16 protein-coding genes are annotated in these 16,980 nt (G+C 72.8%); 7 read left to right on the top strand and 9 right to left on the bottom strand.

Annotation, left to right across the window (positions count from 1 at the left end; all coding sequences use genetic code 11):
• Position 1: 1 nt before the first annotated feature.
• The 5 genes from hydA to BKD26_RS20690 form a co-directional block, all read right to left on the bottom strand.
• A complete protein-coding gene (gene hydA / locus BKD26_RS20710; protein WP_084900210.1) occupies positions 2–1,411 on the bottom strand; it encodes a dihydropyrimidinase in 1,410 nt (469 codons plus the stop codon).
• 21 nt (positions 1,412–1,432) lie between these two features.
• Positions 1,433–2,731 carry an aspartate aminotransferase family protein gene (locus BKD26_RS20705; protein ID WP_084900207.1) on the bottom strand — a complete coding sequence of 433 codons (1,299 nt, stop codon included), beginning with the start codon at positions 2,729–2,731 and terminating at the stop codon, positions 1,433–1,435.
• Entirely contained in the window at positions 2,728–3,570 is an 843-nt protein-coding gene (locus BKD26_RS20700) for a nitrilase-related carbon-nitrogen hydrolase (protein WP_084900203.1), read from the bottom strand. The genes BKD26_RS20705 and BKD26_RS20700 overlap by 4 nt, the downstream gene beginning before the upstream one ends.
• A gap of 228 nt (positions 3,571–3,798) precedes the next feature.
• Positions 3,799–5,133 (bottom strand): hypothetical protein, encoded by a 1,335-nt coding sequence (locus tag BKD26_RS20695; protein WP_084900200.1) that lies wholly within the window; start codon positions 5,131–5,133, stop codon positions 3,799–3,801.
• A gap of 73 nt (positions 5,134–5,206) precedes the next feature.
• Positions 5,207–5,599 (bottom strand): PPOX class F420-dependent oxidoreductase, encoded by a 393-nt coding sequence (locus BKD26_RS20690; RefSeq protein ID WP_084900197.1) that lies wholly within the window; start codon positions 5,597–5,599, stop codon positions 5,207–5,209.
• Positions 5,600–5,782: 183 nt separating this feature from the next.
• On the opposite strand from BKD26_RS20690, the gene BKD26_RS20685 reads away from it, so the two are divergent.
• Complete coding sequence (locus BKD26_RS20685; RefSeq protein ID WP_084900196.1) at positions 5,783–6,379, top strand: TetR/AcrR family transcriptional regulator; 597 nt, start codon at positions 5,783–5,785, stop codon at positions 6,377–6,379.
• Positions 6,376–6,783 carry a DUF6463 family protein gene (locus BKD26_RS20680; protein ID WP_084900193.1) on the top strand — a complete coding sequence of 136 codons (408 nt, stop codon included), beginning with the start codon at positions 6,376–6,378 and terminating at the stop codon, positions 6,781–6,783. The genes BKD26_RS20685 and BKD26_RS20680 overlap by 4 nt, the downstream gene beginning before the upstream one ends.
• Before the next feature lie 29 nt (positions 6,784–6,812).
• Here BKD26_RS20680 and BKD26_RS20675 read toward each other — a convergent pair whose 3' ends face one another.
• The gene (locus tag BKD26_RS20675) at positions 6,813–7,064 is read right to left on the bottom strand and encodes a helix-turn-helix transcriptional regulator (RefSeq protein WP_084900190.1); all 252 of its coding nucleotides are present in this window, start codon (positions 7,062–7,064) and stop codon (positions 6,813–6,815) included.
• 32 nt (positions 7,065–7,096) lie between these two features.
• Between BKD26_RS20675 and map the strand changes: the two genes are divergently transcribed.
• Positions 7,097–7,864 (top strand): type I methionyl aminopeptidase, encoded by a 768-nt coding sequence (gene map, locus BKD26_RS20670; RefSeq protein WP_084900188.1) that lies wholly within the window; start codon positions 7,097–7,099, stop codon positions 7,862–7,864.
• Between the two features lie 15 nt (positions 7,865–7,879).
• Here map and BKD26_RS20665 read toward each other — a convergent pair whose 3' ends face one another.
• On the bottom strand, positions 7,880–8,737 hold the full coding sequence (locus BKD26_RS20665; protein ID WP_206603696.1) for a GNAT family N-acetyltransferase: 858 nt from the start codon (positions 8,735–8,737) through the stop codon (positions 7,880–7,882).
• 242 nt (positions 8,738–8,979) lie between these two features.
• On the opposite strand from BKD26_RS20665, the gene BKD26_RS20660 reads away from it, so the two are divergent.
• The 3 genes from BKD26_RS20660 to BKD26_RS20650 are packed head-to-tail and all read left to right on the top strand — an operon-like array spanning position 8,980 to position 12,712.
• The gene (locus BKD26_RS20660) at positions 8,980–10,623 is read left to right on the top strand and encodes a solute carrier family 23 protein (RefSeq protein ID WP_241518754.1); all 1,644 of its coding nucleotides are present in this window, start codon (positions 8,980–8,982) and stop codon (positions 10,621–10,623) included.
• Positions 10,620–12,005 carry an amidohydrolase family protein gene (locus BKD26_RS20655; protein ID WP_084900182.1) on the top strand — a complete coding sequence of 462 codons (1,386 nt, stop codon included), beginning with the start codon at positions 10,620–10,622 and terminating at the stop codon, positions 12,003–12,005. Before BKD26_RS20660 ends, BKD26_RS20655 begins: the two co-directional genes overlap by 4 nt.
• Positions 12,002–12,712 (top strand): sulfite exporter TauE/SafE family protein, encoded by a 711-nt coding sequence (locus tag BKD26_RS20650; RefSeq protein ID WP_084900180.1) that lies wholly within the window; start codon positions 12,002–12,004, stop codon positions 12,710–12,712. The genes BKD26_RS20655 and BKD26_RS20650 overlap by 4 nt, the downstream gene beginning before the upstream one ends.
• A gap of 351 nt (positions 12,713–13,063) precedes the next feature.
• Here BKD26_RS20650 and BKD26_RS20645 read toward each other — a convergent pair whose 3' ends face one another.
• Together BKD26_RS20645 and ggt are read right to left on the bottom strand one after the other, a co-directional pair.
• Positions 13,064–14,104 carry a LacI family DNA-binding transcriptional regulator gene (locus tag BKD26_RS20645; protein WP_084900177.1) on the bottom strand — a complete coding sequence of 347 codons (1,041 nt, stop codon included), beginning with the start codon at positions 14,102–14,104 and terminating at the stop codon, positions 13,064–13,066.
• Positions 14,105–14,242: 138 nt separating this feature from the next.
• Positions 14,243–16,072: a gamma-glutamyltransferase gene (ggt, locus tag BKD26_RS20640; protein WP_107417922.1), complete on the bottom strand. Its 1,830-nt coding sequence runs from the start codon at positions 16,070–16,072 to the stop codon at positions 14,243–14,245.
• Between the two features lie 104 nt (positions 16,073–16,176).
• Here ggt and BKD26_RS20635 point away from each other — a divergent pair, with 104 nt between their 5' ends.
• Positions 16,177–16,893: a hypothetical protein gene (locus tag BKD26_RS20635; protein ID WP_084900172.1), complete on the top strand. Its 717-nt coding sequence runs from the start codon at positions 16,177–16,179 to the stop codon at positions 16,891–16,893.
• Positions 16,894–16,980 lie beyond the last annotated feature (87 nt).

Genomic DNA, 16,980 nt, shown 5'->3' with positions numbered 1-16,980 from the left:
CCTAGTTCAGGTACTGGCAGGTGGAGCGAGGGGTGTAGATGCCGTGCCCGGCGCGGCCGGTGTAGGTGCGCCGGTCGATGACGACCCGGCCGCGCGACAGGACGGTCTCGACCTGTCCTGTGACGGTCTTCCCTTCGTACGCCGAGTAGTCGACGTTCATGTGGTGGGTGGCGGCGGAGATGGTCTGCTCGGTGTGCGGGTCGTAGACGACGACATCGGCGTCGGCGCCGGGCGCGATGGTCCCCTTCTTGGGGTAGAGGCCGAACATCCGGGCGGGGGCCGCGCAGGCGATCTCGATCCAGCGGCGGCGGCTGATGTGCCCGTCGAGGACGGCCTGGTGGAGGAGGTCCATCCGGTTCTCGACGCCGGGCAGCCCGTTGGGAATCTTGGAGAAGTCGCCCCGTCCGAGCTCCTTCTGGCCGGTGAAGCAGAAGGGGCAGTGGTCGGTGGAGACCACCTGGAGGTCGTTGGTACGCAGCCCCCGCCACAGCGCCGCCTGGTGCTCGCGCGGCCGCAGCGGCGTACTGCACACGTACTTGGCGCCCTCGAAGCCGGGCTCGGCGAGGTTGTCGGTGGACAGGAAGAGGTACTGGGGGCAGGTCTCGCCGAAGACGTCGAGGCCCTTGTCGCGGGCGGCGGCGAGTTCGGCGACGGCCTCCTCGGCGGAGACGTGCACCACGTACAGCGGGGCCCCGCCGGCGACCCGGGCGAGCTGGATGGCGCGGTGAGTGGCCTCGGCCTCCAGCAGCACCTTGCGGACCTCGCCGTGGTAGCGGGGGTCGGTCTCGCCACGCGCGAGGGCCTGTTCGACGAGGACGTCGATCGCGATGCCGTTCTCGGCGTGCATCATGATCAGCCCGCCGTTGACGGTGGCGCGCTGCATGGCGCGGAGGATCTGCCCGTCGTCGCTGTAGAAGACGCCGGGGTAGGCCATGAAGAGCTTGAAGGACGTGACGCCCTCCTCCACCAGCAGGTCCATCTCCTTGAGCGAGGACTCGTCGACGTCGGAGAGGATCATGTGGAAGGCGTAGTCGATGGCGCACTTGCCGTCGGCCTTGGCGTGCCAGGCGTCGAGGCCGTCGCGCAGGGCGTGGCCCCTGGACTGGACGGCGAAGTCGACGATGGTGGTGGTGCCGCCCCACGCGGCCGCGCGGGTGCCGGTCTCGAAGTCGTCGGAGGCGAAGGTCCCGCCGAAGGGCAGTTCCATGTGGGTGTGGGCGTCGACGCCGCCCGGGATGACGTACTTGCCCGTCGCGTCGATCGTCCGCTCGGCTGTCCACGACTCGGAAGCGGTGGAGCCGTGGGCGGCGAGCGCGACGATGCGGCCGTCCTCTATCAGGACGTCGGCGTGGGTCTCGTCGGTGGCCGTGATGACGAGGCCGCCTCGGATGAGGGTGCGGGTGGTGCTCATGGCGTGTTTCGCCCCCTTGGGTCAGATGGAGCGCAGGGCCCGTTCGAGGATCGCGGCGCCCTCCTCGGCCTCGGCGACGGTCAGGGAGAGGGGCGGGGCGATGCGCAGGACGCTGGTGTTGTGGCCGCCGCCCTTGCCGATGAGCAGCCCGCCCTCGCGGGCCGCTTCGAGGACGGCGGCGGCGGCTTGCGGGTGGGCCTCGTCCGAGCCGGGTTTCACCAGCTCGATGCCCAGCATCAGACCTCGGCCGCGTACTTCCCGTACCAGAGGGTTGCTCGCCGTGATGGCGCGCAGCCGTTCGATGAGCAGCCCGCCCACGCGCCGGGCGTTGCCCTGGAGGTCGTGTTCGAGGAGGTAGGAGAGGTTGGCGAGGCCGGCGGCCATGGTGATGGGTGAGCCGCCGAAGGTGGAGATGGAGTTGGCGTTCAGGCAGTTCATGACCTCGGCGCGGGCGACGACACCGCCGATGGACATGCCGTTGCCGATGCCCTTGGCGAAGGTGAGGATGTCGGGCGGGCCGCTCGCGGCGTGCGCCTGCCAGCCCCAGAAGTGCTCGCCGGTACGGCCCCACCCGGTCTGCACCTCGTCGGCGATCCACAGGATGCCGCGGGGGGCGAGGACCTCGCGGAACGCGGCGTACAGCCCGTCCGGCGGGGAGGTGAAGCCGCCGACGCCCTGGATCGGCTCGGCGATCAGCGCGGCGACGTCGGCGGTATGCCCGAGCAGGTCTTCGAGGTCGGCGACGCACGCCTCGATGAACCGGGCGTCGGTCAGGTGCGCGTACGGTCCGCGGCTGCGGACGCCGCCGTGCACGTACAGCGTCTGGAGCGGCGAGAGGGTGGTCGGCGACCAGGCGCGGTTGCCGGTGACGGAGACGGCGGAGAAGGACCGGCCGTGGTAGCTGTTGCGCATCGCGAGGATCTGGTTGGTGCGGCGGTACGCGGTGGCCAGCAGCAGGGCTGTGTCGTTCGCCTCCGTACCGGAGGTGGTGAAGAAGACGCGGGCGTCGGGGATGCCGGAGAGGTGCGCGATGCGTTCGGCGAGCTCCACCATGGGGCGGTTGAGGTAGAGGGTGGAGGAGTGGATGATCCGCCCGGCCTGTTCGGTGACGGCCTTGGTGACCTCGGGGAGGGCGTGGGCGGTCATGGTGGTGAGGATGCCGCCGAAGAAGTCGAGGTAGCGCTTGCCGGTCGCGTCCCAGACGTACCGTCCCTCGCCGTGGGTGATCTCGATCGGGGCCTGGTAGTAGAGCGAGACCCAGTCGGGGATGACGGCCTTGTGGCGCGCGTACAGATCGGTCGCGTGGAGATCGGTCGTCATGGCTGCACCAGCCCCTCGTACGCGTCGGGGCGGCGGTCGCGGTAGAACGCCCACGTCTGCCGTACGTCGTCGATGAGGCGGAAGTCGAGGTCGCGGACGAGCAGTTCCTCCTCCTTGTCGGAGGCGACGTCGCCGACGAACTGGCCGCGCGGGTCGACGAAGTAGCTGGTTCCGTAGAAGTCGTTGTCCCCGTACTCCTCCTGTCCGACGCGGTTGATGGCGGCGACGTAGTAGAGGTTGGCGACGGCGGCCGCGGGCTGCTCCAGCTGCCAGAGGTGGGAGGACAGACCGCGGTGGGTGGCGGAGGGGTTGTAGACCAGCTGGGCGCCGTTCAGGCCGAGTTGGCGCCAGCCCTCGGGAAAGTGGCGGTCGTAGCAGATGTAGACGCCGACGCGGCCGACGGCGGTGTCGAAGACCGGCCAGCCGAGATTGCCGGGCCTGAAGTAGTACTTCTCCCAGAAGCCCCTGACCTGGGGGATGTGGTGCTTGCGGTATTTGCCGAGGTAGGAGCCGTCGGCGTCGATCACGGCGGCGGTGTTGTAGTAGAAGCCGGGGCCGTCGATCTCGAAGACCGGCACGACGATCACCATGCCGGTCTCGCGGGCCAGGTCCTGCATGCGCCGGACGGTCGGGCCGTCGGGGACGGGCTCGGCCCAGCGGTAGTGCTCCGGCTCCTGGACCTGGCAGAAGTAGGGGGCGTTGAACACCTCTTGGAAGCCGATGACCTTGGCACCCTGCCGGGCCGCCTCCCGGGCGTGCTCCTCATGCTTGGCGATCATGGATTCGGTGTCGCCGGTCCAGGTCGCCTGGACGAGGGCGGCGCGCACGATGTGGGACATGAGCTGCTCCTTCGGCACGGCGTCAGAGAGCCTCTACGCACGTAGACGGGGTGCGTAGGAAGCGAACGTAAGCCTCGTCACACCCCTGGGCAAGACCGCCGCCATTAACCGCCGGAGTCGATCATGTTTCGTACCCGAGTGGTCCACATCGGCCAAGATTCGGCGGGTTGTCGTTCAGGTCAGACTGCCGTTCAGGCCAGGCTGCCAGGCCAGGCTGCCGTTCAGGCTTCAGGCTCCGGCCAGGCCCGCGACGCGGAGGGCGTGCACCAGGTCCCGTTCGCGCGACGGGGAGGTGGCGGCGAGGGCGCGGGCGGCGGCCAGCAGGTGCGGCACCAGGCGGTACGGCGCGTACGCGGCGAGGCGGGCGGCGTCCTCGGCCGTACGGGACCGGACGAACGCGTCGATCAGCGCCTGGGCCTCCTCGGCGCGGCCGGCCTCGTGCAGCGCCAGCACGGCGGCGGCCGTCTCGGCGGTGGGCCGGGCCACGCCCTGGCGCAGCAGCTGCCGGGCGTCCTGGTCCCGCCCCGCGGCGGTGAGCGCCCCGGAGAGGTCCACGAGCCGCTCGGGCGGGAGGGAGGCGGCCTCCCACAGGAGGGTGGCCCAGTCGGGGGCCAGGCCGGCCCGGTGGAGCTCGGCGGCGAGCAGCGGCAGCCGCGCGGCGGGCCAGGCGGCGGCCTCGCAGAGCAGGGCGTGCGCCTCGCCGCCCCGGCCCTCGGCGCGGAGGCGCAGCAGGGCGGTGACGGTGTCGTGGGCGGCGCGGCGGGCGGCCTCATCCGGGTTCTCGTACGGCTGTTCCGGTTCCGGCTGCTGTCGTTCTCGTTCGGGCCCGCCGTGTCCGGGGCCGCCGCCGAAGCGGGCCCCGCGTGGGGCGGCGGCGGTGGGGGGCAGGTCCGGTACGGGATCGGGCTCGGGGGCGGCGTCCGGGAGGGCGTCCTCGTCCACGTCCTCGAGCCAGGCGTACCGGGCGCCCCGGGGGCGTTTCCTGGGCTTGGCGCCGGCGACGGTACGGCTCCGCCCGCGGGGCGCGGGAGCCGGCGCTTCGGGGAGCGCCGCCAGGCGGGCGCCCAGCTCCTCGATCCGGGCCGTCGCCCTGGCATGGTCGTCGCGCACCCAGGCGAGGTCGTGGGCGAGCCGTTCCGCGTCCGGTGAGCCCTCCGGGACCGTCCCCAGCAGGGCGACCAGCTCCTCCCCGCGCCGCACCGCGCCCGCCTGCTCCCGCACCATCAGGGCGAGCCGCTCACGCAGCGCCTCCCGGCCGCCCGGGCGCCGGTCGTGCGCGGCGGCCGCGGCGGCGTGCAGGTGCCGTACGCGTACCGTCTCGGCCCGTACCGCCGCCTCCGACCCCGGCAGGGCGCCGCCCCGCACGGCGGCGAGGTCCTGGAGCAGCGACTCGACCACGTCCCAGGGCGGTACCTCCGCGCCGTCGAGGCAGGCCCGCATCCCGTCGGGGTCGCGCTGCCGGAAGACGCCGTACCAGCCACCGCCCTCGTCGAGCTCCGCGACCAGGAGCCCGAGGTGGCGCGCGAACACCTCGACCTCCTCCGGGAGGTGATGCACCGTCATGTATGCCCCTGCCCACAGCCGACTGGAATCCTCCGGTCCGGAGGCATTCGACCTCAGCCGTGTTACAGCCGGGCTACGGGAGCTTTTCGGGCGTGAGTTTCACGGCGATGCCGACGTGCGGCCGCCTGCCGCGCCGCACCAGCGCCGCCGGCAGGTCGACCAGCCAGAACTGCCAGCCGTATTTGCGGGCCAGCAGCTTGCGTACGCCCTTGAGGTCGTCCAGCAGCCGTGCCGTGCCCTCGGCGCGGGCGGCGCCGTCCGCCACCCGGCCGCGCACGTCGCACGCGGTGACGACGACCCGGCTGTCGCGGCGCAGCCGCTTGACCTTCCAGGAGTCGGCGCGAGTCCAGACGTACAGTTCGTCGCCGTCCACCGCGTACCAGACCGGCGCGGCGACCCCCGTACCGTCCTTGCGGAACGTGGTCAGGCTGAGATAGCGGCCGTGCCGCAACCCTTCAGGTATCACGGCCGCGACCCTACGCCCCGCGCGCACCACCTTCGTACGCCACCCTCGCCTCGGTGGGGCGCAGGCCCCGACAGCTACGGGATCTGTGCGGGACTGCGCGAAGTCTCTGTTGATGTTCCGCCTGACGGCCCTTAACCTGACTCCATACCAAACCTTTTGGTATGGAGGGACGGGGGAAGCCACATGGCTGATCGGGAATGGCTGGACGAGGGCCTGGCGCTGCTCGCCGAACAGGGCGCACCAGCACTGACGCTGGACGCGCTGTGCGAGCGCGTGGGCAAGTCGAAGGGCGCCTTCTACCACCACTTCGGATCGATGCCGACGTACCGGGCCCGGCTGCTCGAACACTGGGAAGCCGGCTGCACCACGGCGATCATCGACGCGGTGGAGGACGACGGCACGCTTCCGGCGCGGGAGAAACTGCGCAACCTCCTGGCGCGCGTGGTCACTGATGAGGGGCCGGATCTGGAGGTGGCGATGCGGGCGTGGGCGAATCAGGACCGCATGGCGGCCGCGGTGCACGAGCGTGTGGACGCGACCCGGATCGCGTACCTGCGCCGCCTGTGCGGAGACGCCGGCCACCCCGCCCCGGACCGGATGGCAACGCTGCTCTACACGGTGCTGATCGGCGGCGCGCACCTGATTCCTCCGCTCCCGCCCACCGCCAAGCACGAGACCTACGAGCTGCTCCTCCCCCTTCTGGACCAGCTGCCGTCCGGCGACCGGGCCGGAGCACGCACAGCCGCTGCGGAGGCAGGGACGAGGAGCACACCGTCATGACAACTGCCACCAGGCAAGGTTCCGGCTCAGCACGGCACACCGGGCTGCGGCGCTGGGTTCCCCCGCTGATCCTCACCGCCGCCATCGCGCACATGCTGGTGGGAGCGGTAGTCGCCGGCCCGCACTGGCGCGGCATCGCGGCGGACGGGTTCTGGAACACCGTCAGCGGCGACGACTCACGCATGATGGCCCTGTGGTTCATGGTCAGCGGAGTGGCCCTGTTCGGCCTCGGTCTCCTCACCAGAAGGACCGTAGCGCTGACCGGCCGCCTACCCGCGGAGACCGGGTGGATCCTGCTGGTCACCGGCGTCCCGGTGTCACTGCTGGATCCGGTCTCAGGCGGCTGGGCACTGGTCGCCATCGGCATCCTCGCCCTGATGGAATCGCGGCGCGCCCGCCCGTGAACTCCTCCCCGGCAGGCCGGCGCGCCGCCTCAGGACGGCACCAGCGCGCACCGGGACACGAGGTCGTCCATCGACAGGTCCAGCACCCCTGCCAGCGCAGCGACCGTGAAGAAGGCGGGGGTCGGGGCGCGGCCCGTCTCGATCTTGCGGAGGGTCTCCGCCGAGAGCCCGGCGGCGGCCGCGATCTCGACCATGCTGCGCGGACCGCGCGCCTCGCGCAGCAACTGACCGAGGCGCTCGCCGCGTTCACGCTCTTCGGGGGTGAGGGGGGTTCGGACCATGAGCCCATACTAATACCGGTATAGTAATTGGCATGGTGGAGATCAAGACCGATGCCTCCCTGGAGGCCATGCGCGCCTCGGGCCGCGTCGTCGCCGAGACCCTGGCGGCGGTACGAGGGGCGGCGGCCCCCGGGGTCACGCTCGGCGCGCTGGACGTGGCCGCGCGCGAGGTGCTGCGTCAGGCGGGCGCGGGCTCGCCCTTCCTCGGCTACCGCCCGGAGTGGGCGCCGGTGCCGTTCCCGGCGGTGATCTGCACGTCCGTCAACGACGCGATCGTGCATGGCATACCGGACGGTTACCGGCTGCGCGACGGCGACCTCGTGAGCGTCGACTGCGGTGCCGTCCTGGGCGGCTGGGTGGGCGACGCGGCGATCAGCTTCACGGTCGGGCGGGCGCGCCCGGCGGACACGCGGCTGATCGACACGGCGTACGAGGCGCTGGACGCGGGTATCGCGGCGGCGGTCGTCGGCAACCGCGTCGGTGACATCGCGCACGCGATCGGCCGCGTGTGCCGCGCCGCCGGGTACGGCATCCCGGACGGGTTCGGCGGCCACGGGGTGGGGCGCCGGATACATGAGGACCCGGGCGTGCCGAACGAGGGCCGGCCGGGTCGCGGGATGCCGCTGCGCCACGGCATGGTGCTGGCCATCGAACCGATGCTGACCGCCGGCGGCGGCGACGACCACCGCACGGACCGCGACGGCTGGACGGTCCGCACCCTGGACGGCAGCCGCGCGGCGCACACGGAGCACACGGTCGCGATCACGGACGAGGGGCCGCGTGTACTGACGGCGCTCTGAGGCCTCCGTACGGCGTCAGTAGAGGATGGACGGCAGGTACGCCCCGGCCGGCTCGCTGTAGAGGCCGATGGTCATCAGGCTCATGAGCTGCTGCACCTTGAGCCCGTTGCCGAGACACCACTGCAACAGGGCGCTGTTGCCCGCCGGTACGAGGATGCCGGGACCGCCGAAGGCGGGCGCGGCGGCGATGAGCGCCCGGACGTCCTCGGTGGTCTCGCCGACCGCATGGGCGAAGAAGGACAGGTCCGTGGCGTATCCGGTGATCCGTCCGCCGTGCTCGGTCACGCGGGCGGTGCCCGCCTTGAGCGCGTCGACGAGCTCTCCGCCACGGTCGGCCCCGTGGACCCTCCGGCACAGGTCGTTGCAGGCCGCCAGGTCCGCGTCCGTGGCCGCCCGCACCTCGTACCCCGGCACGGCCCCTCCGATGGGAGGGCCCTGCAGGCAGGCCACCGTCTCGCGGAACTCGAACCCGAGCCCGGCGTAGAGCGCGAACGACCGGCAGTGGTAGCCGCTCTGCAACAGCCGGATGCCGGGCGCCTGCCGCTCGGCCGCCCGCTGCATCACGTCGAGCATGAGCCGGCGCCCGATTCCGCCGTTCTGTACGGCGGGGTCGACGGTGATCGGCCCGACGCCGGCGACGGGTGACCGCTCGTCGAGGCAGTTGCTGCCCACGATCCGGCCGTCGAGTTCGGCCACCACGGTGTAGAAGCCGGGGTGGTCGAACACCATCCGGAACATCTCCGTGGCCGGTTCGACGCCCGGCATGTCCGACCGGAACCCGTGCCCGCGGGCGATGCCGTCGAATGCCTCGAAGCAGATCCTGCCGCAGTCCTGGGCGTCCTCGGCTCTTCCGGGACGCAGTACGAGATCCACGATCGCCTCTCCTTCCGAACGGACGGCCCGCCAGGAGCCAGGGGCTCCCTTTCCATCAAACGTGCCCGCCATGCCTGCGGCAATCCGGCCGCGAAGCGGCGGGAACCCGAGTCGTACGCAGCCCTTGACGCGGCCACCCGCCCCTCACATACTGGCGGCCAAATCGATTTGGCCCCCGCGGTTCCGCCCCCGTCTCGGGCGAGTCACGGCCCAAACCCGAGCGAGCCGAACGGAGCTCGAACGTGTCCAGTCCCCATCCCACGCCCCGCGTCCCGTCCCCACCGCAGTCCACCCCCGACCACACCGAGCCGGGCTCCCCGCCGGCCCCCGACGCCCAGCTCACGTCCACGTCCACGTCCACGTCCGAAGCCGGGTCCACGCCCATGTCCGCGTCCACGCCTACGCCCGACTCGCCGCTCGAGTCCGCGACCGCGCCGGACTCCGGATCCGCGACCGGCACAGGCCCGGCGCTCCACCCCGACGCCCCGGCCGAGCCCGGCACCGACCCCCAGCAGGCCGAGGAGGCCAAGGCGGCCCATGGGCCCGGCGGCCCGCCTTCCGAGGCCCCCCATCCCGTGGACGAGTCGCGGCCGCTCAGCCGGATCCTGCTCTTCGGGCTCCAGCACGTGCTGGTCATGGCCGCGACGCCCATCTCGGCGATCTTCCTGATGAGCGCCACGCTCCGGCTCGACCCCGGCCTGACGGTCGATCTGCTCTCGGCCGCGTTCATCCTGTCCGGGATCGGGTCCCTGATCCAGTCGCTCGGGCCGTGGAAGTTCGGGCCCAAGCTGCCGTTCGTGATGTTGCCCGGGGGCGCGCCGCTCATCCTGTTCCTGGCCATCGCCGAGCAGCACGGTCTGCCCACCGCCACCGGGGCGGTGATCATCACCGCCGCGTTCTACTTCGTCGTGCTGCCCGTCTTCTCCCGGCTGCTGGCGTTCTTCCCCGCCCTGGTCATCGGCACGATGATCGTGATCGTCGGCGTGAACCTGGTGAAGGTCGGGGCCGTGCTCGTCACCGGCCGGCCCGGCACGCCGGGGTTCGCCGATCCCACCAACCTGCTCCTCGGCATGGCGACGATCGGCTTCACCGTCGCGTTCTACTGGCTGTTCACGGGCGTGCTGCGCCAACTCGCCGTCATGCTGGGCCTGATCGCCGGTACCGTCCTCGCCTTCCTCCTCGGCGGCGTCGACTTCTCCGCGGCCACCGAGGGCGGACTGCTGAACCTGCCGCAGGCACTGCCCTTCGGCTCGCCCGAGTTCAACCTGCTCGCCGCGCTGCCCCTGATGCTGTACAGCCTCGCCTCCATGGCGGAGGCCACCGGCCAGACGGTGATCAACGCGGAGGCGGTGGGCAAGGACATCGACAAGCGCGAGGACGTACCGAAGACCATCCGGGGCGACGCGCTCACCTCCCTCTTCGGCGGCTTCTTCGGCCTGCCGCTGATGGTCACCAGCGGCGAGAACATCGGCATCGTCCGCGTCACCGGCGTACGCAGCCGGTACGTCACCGCCGCCGCCGGAGTCGTCCTGATCGTCATCGGCTTCCTGGCCCCGATCACCCGGGCGATCAGCGTCATCCCGTCGGCCGTCGTCGGTGGCACGGCCATGGTGGTCTTCGCCGTCATCACGGTGCTCGGCGTGCAGATGCTCGGCCGGGCAGGGCAACTGGACCGCCACACCAACACCTTCATCTGCGCCGTCGCCCTCGCCCTGGGCCTGCTGCCCATCCTCATCCCGGGCGTGTACGGCGGCTTCCCGCCCAACGCCCGGATCCTCCTGGAGAGCGGCGTCGCCGTCGGCGCCACCACCGCCGCCGTCCTGAACGTCCTGTTCCACCACATCAAGCTGCCCCGCCCCCGTACCCGTACCGAAAGTGACCGATGAACGACCTGACCCCCGACCGCCTTCATCCCGACGGCGGCGGACTCCTCCTCGCCCCCGACGCGGTGCTGACGCCCGACGGGCTGAGGGACCACTACGCGGCCGTCGTCGCCGGTGACACCTTCCGCGCGGTCGGACCGGCCGAACGGCTGGCGCGGGAGCATCCGCACCTCACGCCCGTCCGGCTGCCCGGGCACGTCCTGATACCCGGCTTCGTCGACGCCCACCACCACCTCACGCAGAGCTTCGGCGCCGCGCTGGCCTTCGGGGAGCCGTCGGAGATCTTCCGCCGGGTGTGGGTGCCGCTCGAAGGTGCCCTGGACGAGGAGGCGGTGTACGTGGCGGCGAAACTGGCCGCCCTCGAATCGCTGCGCGGCGGGTTCACCACGGTTGCCGAGGCGGGCACCCGCGCGCCCGTGGACGTGGAGCTGGTGGCCGCCGCCGCACGGGACGCCGGCGTCCGCTGCGTACTCGGCCTGGTCTGCAACGACGTGGACGGGGACACCGACACGGTGCTCGCCTCCGCCGAGAAGCACCTGACCCGGTACGGCGCCGAGGAGCTGATCCACCCGTCCCTCGCCGTCTCCGTCCCGGAGGCCGCGACCGCCCGCACTTTGGGCCGCACCGCCCACCTCGCCGCCGAGGCGGGCGCGGTCGTCCAGATCCACGTCAACGAGCATCTCGCCGCCGTGGAGCGCTCCCTGGTCCAGCACGGGCTGCGGCCGCTGGAGTACCTGTACGAAGTCGGCGCCCTAGGGCCGCAGTTGCTGGCCGCGCACGCCACCCTGGTCACGCCCCGGGAGGTCAGCCTGCTCGCCGACAGCGGGGCGGCCGTCAGCTACAACCCCGTGGCCAGTGCCTGGAAGGGCAACGCCGTCGCTCCCGCGACGACGATGGCCGAGCGCGGGATCCGGTTCGGGCTGGGCACGGACGGGACGCGGGGTGACGCGTTCCGGCTGGCCGACGCCGCCGAGTCCGCGCAGCGCCTCACGTACGGGCTGGCCACCGGCGACTCGTCGTGCGGCGCCGGCTGGACGTGGCTCGACCGGGCCGCCCGGGGCGGCGCGGACGCGGTCGGGCTCGGCGCCCGTACGGGCCGGGTCGCCGAGGGCGCCGCCGCCGACTTCCTGCTCGTCGACGTCTCCGGGCCCGAGACGGCACTCTCCTGGGACCTGCCCTGGGAGCTGGTACGGCGCGGCAACCGTGACCAGATCAGCGCCGTGTTCGTGGCCGGCCGGCTGCGCCTGTGGCGCGGATGGCCGACCGGCTGGGACGGCCGGGCGCTGGTGCGGCGGGCGGCCGAGCTGGCCCAGGAGGTGATGCTGCGGGCGCCGGTGACCCGCGTCCACCCGACGTCCGCCGATGCCTGGGCGGCCTGCTCGTGAGTACGGAGACGATCGTCGTCCTCGCCGTCACGGTCGCCGTCGCGGCGTTCGTGCAGGGCGCGAGCGGTCTGGGCTTCGCCCTGATCGTCGCGCCCGTGGCGGGGCTGCTGGACCCGCAGCTGGTGCCCGTGTTCGTGCTGGCGTCGATGATCCCGCTCAACCTGTACGTCGCGTGGCGCGAGCGTGCCGCGCTGGACCTGCGGGGCGCGGGCTGGATCACGGCGGCGCGGCTCGCGGCCACCCCGGGCGGGCTGGTGCTGCTGTGGGTGATCCCCGATCGGCGGCTCGGCCTGTTCGTGGGCGTGGCGACCGTGCTGGCGGCGGTGGTGAGCCTGGCCGCGCCCGCGTTCACGCCCGGCAAGGGCGCGTATCTGGGCGCGGGGCTGGTCACCGGGCTCACCGAGACGGCGACCGGCGTGGGGGGCCCGCCGCTGGCGCTGGTGTACCAGCACCGGCCTCCTGCGGAACTGCGCGCCACGGTCGCCGTGTGCTTCCTCGTCGGTGAAGTGGCCTCGCTGGCCCTGCTGTTCGCCACGGGCCAGGGCAGCGCGGCCCAGCTGGGGTGGGCGGCGGCACTGCTCCCCGCCCTGGCGGCCGGCGCGTGGCTGAGCCGGCTGGTCCACCAACGGCTCGACGCGCGCCGGATGCGGCTCTTCGTGCTGGTCTTCGCCCTGGTTTCCGGGGCGGGGCTGATGCTGGGCCTGTGACCCACGGGCGGCCGCGCCTGGCCCCCGCGGTGACGCCCGGTGGGGTGGGGGCGTGGCCCCTCCGGGCTCACCTCCTCGAGGCCGGCGGCCTTGGGTCACGTCGGACAGGGGATCCTCCCCCTGCAGCCAACCTCTGCGGGGGCGACCCTGCACGGCCCCACCCCGGTCGTACGCCGGGTGCGGGCCGGTTCGCCGACCGTTTGTGGCACAAACGGTCCGCAGACGGAGCGGGTGTCCGGGGCGGGCTCACGCCGGGGGCCGTGACCCGGTGCGCTTCGCCCCGAGCCCCCGGGCCGGGGCTCAGGGGGCTGTGGCCCGGCGGGCTCCACCCCCGGCCTCGGGGGCGGGGTCTTACGCCGGGGCCGTGCCCCGCAGCGACGAGGCGCGCGGTACGACGCGCGGCTCCGGTGCGGTGGCCGTCGCGGCGGTGGCCTCGCCGCGCAGCCGGCCGAGCAGCAGCTCGACGGCGTCGGCGGCGGCCCGGTCCAGGTGGAGGTCGACGGCGGTGAGCGGTGGCTCGCAGGTGCGGGCGCGCAGCCCGTCGTACCGGGTGACGACCATGATGTCGTCCGGGATCCGCCGGCCGCTGTCCCGGATCGCCCGGACGGCGCCGACCGCGAAGGCGTCCACCAGCGCGCAGACGGCGTCCACGTCCGGGTGGTCGGCGAGCAGGGCGGCGCAGGTGTCGTATCCGGCCTGCTCGCCGCCCTGTTCGGGGGCCGTGGCGACGACCGGCGCCCAGCCGTGCTCGGCGGCGGCGCGCTCGTACGCGGCGCGGGCGTCGACGGCGGAGTGCCGTGACCCGGCGCCGATGAGCAGCGCGGGGTGCCGGGCGCCCTGCTCGTGCAGGTGGGCGAGCAGCAGGTCGACGACGAGTCCGCCGCGCAGGTCGACGTACGGGGCGTCGTCCCCTTCCGCCATGGGGCGCCCGAGCGCCACGTACGGCAGTCCGCGCTCGTGGAGCTGCGCCACGGCGACATCGTCCCGGTCGGGCTCGACGACGATGGCGCCGTCGATGTCCACCGAGTACAGCGCCGAACCGGACTGCACGGGCGGTACGAGCACGAGGGCGTACCCGTGCAGCAGTGCCCGCTCGGCGGCCGCGGCGGCGACCTCCATGTAGAACCCGAGCCGCGACGGCCCACCGGCCACCGCGAACGGCATCGACGAGGCCAGCGCGATGGCCTTCGCCTCGCCGCGCCGCAGCCGCTGCGCCCGCAGGTTGGGCCGGTAGCCGAGCTCGGCGGCGACCTTCTTGATGCGCTCCCGCGTCCGCGGGTCGACCTTGCCGATCCCGTTCAGGGCGTGCGAAACGGTCGTCCGCGACACCGACGCGGCCCGCGCCACATCGGCGATGGTGGGCGGCCGGGCTCCGGCACCGGAAGTGGCCATCTGCGTGGACGCTCCTCGCTCGCGCTGCTCGTACTACTCGTACGGCTCGTACTGACCGTGCTGCTGACAGCCCCATCTTCGCCGACCGGCCGCGGCGGCCGGAAGGCGCGTCCGGGCGACGGCCCCTTCCGCGGCGCGCTACGGCGTTCCGGCCGGGTGGACCACCATCGCCGAGCCGCCGCCCCGGCGGGTCTTCTCGGCGGCGGCGAGCCAGCGGCCGTCCGGGAGGCGTTGGACGCCGGTCGCGGCACCGATCTCGGGGTTCCGGCGGAACGCGTGGCCCAGGGCTTCCAGCTCGGCGCGCAACGGGCTGTCGTAGAGCGCCGGTTCGAGTTCCGTGGTCGGCTGGTTGCGCTGGCTGGCGCGGGGGGCGGCGATCGCCTCGACGAGCGGGAGGCCGCGGTCCAGGACGCCGGTCAGGGTCTGGAGGACCGTCGTGATGATGGTGGCGCCGCCCGGGGAGCCCACGGCCAGGACGGGGCGGGCGTGGTGGTCCAGGACGATGGTGGGCGACATGGAGGAGCGGGGGCGTTTGCCGGGGCCGGGGAGGTTCGGGTCGTGGACCGCCGGGTTGGCCGGGGCGAAGGAGAAGTCGGTCAGCTCGTTGTTGAGCAGGAAGCCCCGGTCCGGCACGGTGATGCCGCTGCCGCCCGTCGACTCGATGGTCAGCGTGTACGCGACGACGTTGCCCCACCTGTCGGACGCCGTCAGGTGCGTGGTGTTCTCGCCCTCGTACGTCGTCGGCGCCGCCGTCCCGCCCGTCGCGCACGGCCGCGGATCGCGCGGGTCGCCGGGGGCGAGCGGGCTCACCAGCACCGCGTCGTCGCGGATCAGGCACGCGCGCGAGTCGGCGAACCGCTGCGACAGGAGCCCCTTCACCGGGACGTCCTCGAAGGCCGGGTCGCCGACCCACCGCCCCCGGTCGGCGAACGCGATCCGGCTCGCTTCGATGAACCGGTGCAGGTACTGGGCCTTGGACAGGGACGAGAGGTCGGTGCCCTCCAGGATGTTCAGCGCCTCGCCCACGCTCGTGCCGCCCGACGAGGAGGGTGCCATGCCGTAGACGTGCAGGCCGCGGTACGACACCTTCGTGGGCTTGCGCCGCTCCGTCTCGTACCCCGCCAGGTCACGCTGTGTCAGGTCCCCGGCGCGGACGTTGCGGGTGGCGCCCTCCCGGACGGGCGGGTCCTGCACCGTGCGGATGATGTCGCGGGCCAGCTCGCCCTTGTACAGCGCCCCGACACCGTGGCGGCCGAGCTTCTCGTACGTACGCGCGAGGTCGGGGTTCTTGAAGACCGACCCGACGGCCGGCAGGCGTCCGCCCGGCAGGAACAGCTCCGCCGAGTCGGGGAAGTCCCGGAAACGGGCTTCGTTCGCGGCGGTCTGCGCCCGGAAGGTGGCGTCGACGGTGAAGCCGTCCCGGGCCAGCCGCTCGGCCGGCCTCAGCAGGTCCCGCAGCGGCTTGCTGCCCCACGCGTCGAGGGCGGTGTCCCAGGTGGCGGGGGTACCGGGCGTGCCGACGCTGAGCCCGCTGGTCATGGCCTCCTCGAAGGGCAGGGGCTTGCCGTCCTCGCCGAGGAACAGCGACTCGTCCGCCGACATCGGCGCGGTCTCGCGGCCGTCGATGGTCCGCACCTTGCGCGTCTTGGCGTCGTAGTGCACGAAGTAGCCTCCGCCGCCGATGCCCGCCGAGTACGGCTCGGTGACGCCGAGCGCCGCGGCCGTGGCGACCGCCGCGTCCACCGCGTTGCCCCCGCGCCGCAGCACCTCGATACCGGCGGCCGAGGCGTCCGCGTCGACGCTCGCGACGGCGCCGCCGTAGCCGATGGCCTCGGGTGTCTTCACCGGCGTCGTACGTTCCGTCGGCGGCGCCGCCGCGCCGACCGAGAGGACTGTCGCGGCGACCGCGGCGAGCGAGACGCCTCGTGCGGTGGACCGTGCGGTGGACCGTGCAGGGGACCGACGCATCCGAACCTCCAGTCAACGACCGTCCGCGCAGCCTAACTTCGCCGGAGGCCCCTCGCCAGGACCGCCTCGAACAACGTTCCGCTCCCCCGCTACCATGCGCGCCCATGTATGAAGACCTGCTCAACATCGTGCTCGGCGTGGTCGCCACCGGGGTCAGCGCGTCGCTCGGCTGGATCGCCCGCACCGCGCTGTGGCGCCGCAAGCAGGCCTTCTTCGGGCTGCCGGGGAACGCGGAGTGCGTGCTTGTCGTGAACCGCGAGGCGGGCCGCGAGGGCGCGGTGCACCGTTTCGACGTGTTCGCACTGCTGGAACTGTCCGCGCTCATCAAGGGCTGCGGCGCGCACGCCCGCATCGTGCAGCACGACCTGGCGCATCAGGGCTTCGGTGAGCGCACGGAGTTCTGCGTCGGGGGCCCAGGGTCGAACCAGCGCATGGAGGCGCATCTGCGGACGCTGGTGCCGGGGCTCTCCGTCAGCACGGACCCCGAGCCCGTCGAGGACCGCAGCTTGCTCGTGATCGGCTCCGAGCGCTACCGCATGGACCCGGGTACGTCCGAGTACGTCATCCTCGCCCGGCTCACCGCCGGTGAGGGGGCCCGGCCGGTGTTCCTCTTCTGCGGGCAGCGCGCGATAACCAACCAGGCGGCCACCCGCTATCTGGTGCGTCACCACGAGAAGCTGGCCCGGAAGTACGGGACCGACGGTTCGTTCGTGCTGCTGCTGAAGGTGGTCAATTCGCAGGCGTACGGTCCCGACGTCGTCGAGCTGGTCGCGGATGTGACCCGTACCGCGCGGTCGGCACCGGTGGTGGAGGCCGGCTAGCACCCCCTATCCGGCACAGACGGAAATTTCCGGCACCCGTAGGCAACCCGGGCCCTCCGCTCGCCCTCTCACCGAGGGACGAAAGAT

Source organism: Streptomyces sp. CB03238 (assembly GCF_002099185.1).
Taxonomy (GTDB): domain Bacteria; phylum Actinomycetota; class Actinomycetes; order Streptomycetales; family Streptomycetaceae; genus Streptomyces.
Note: the sequence above shows the minus strand (reverse complement) of the source record. Positions and strands in the feature narration are given on the sequence as shown.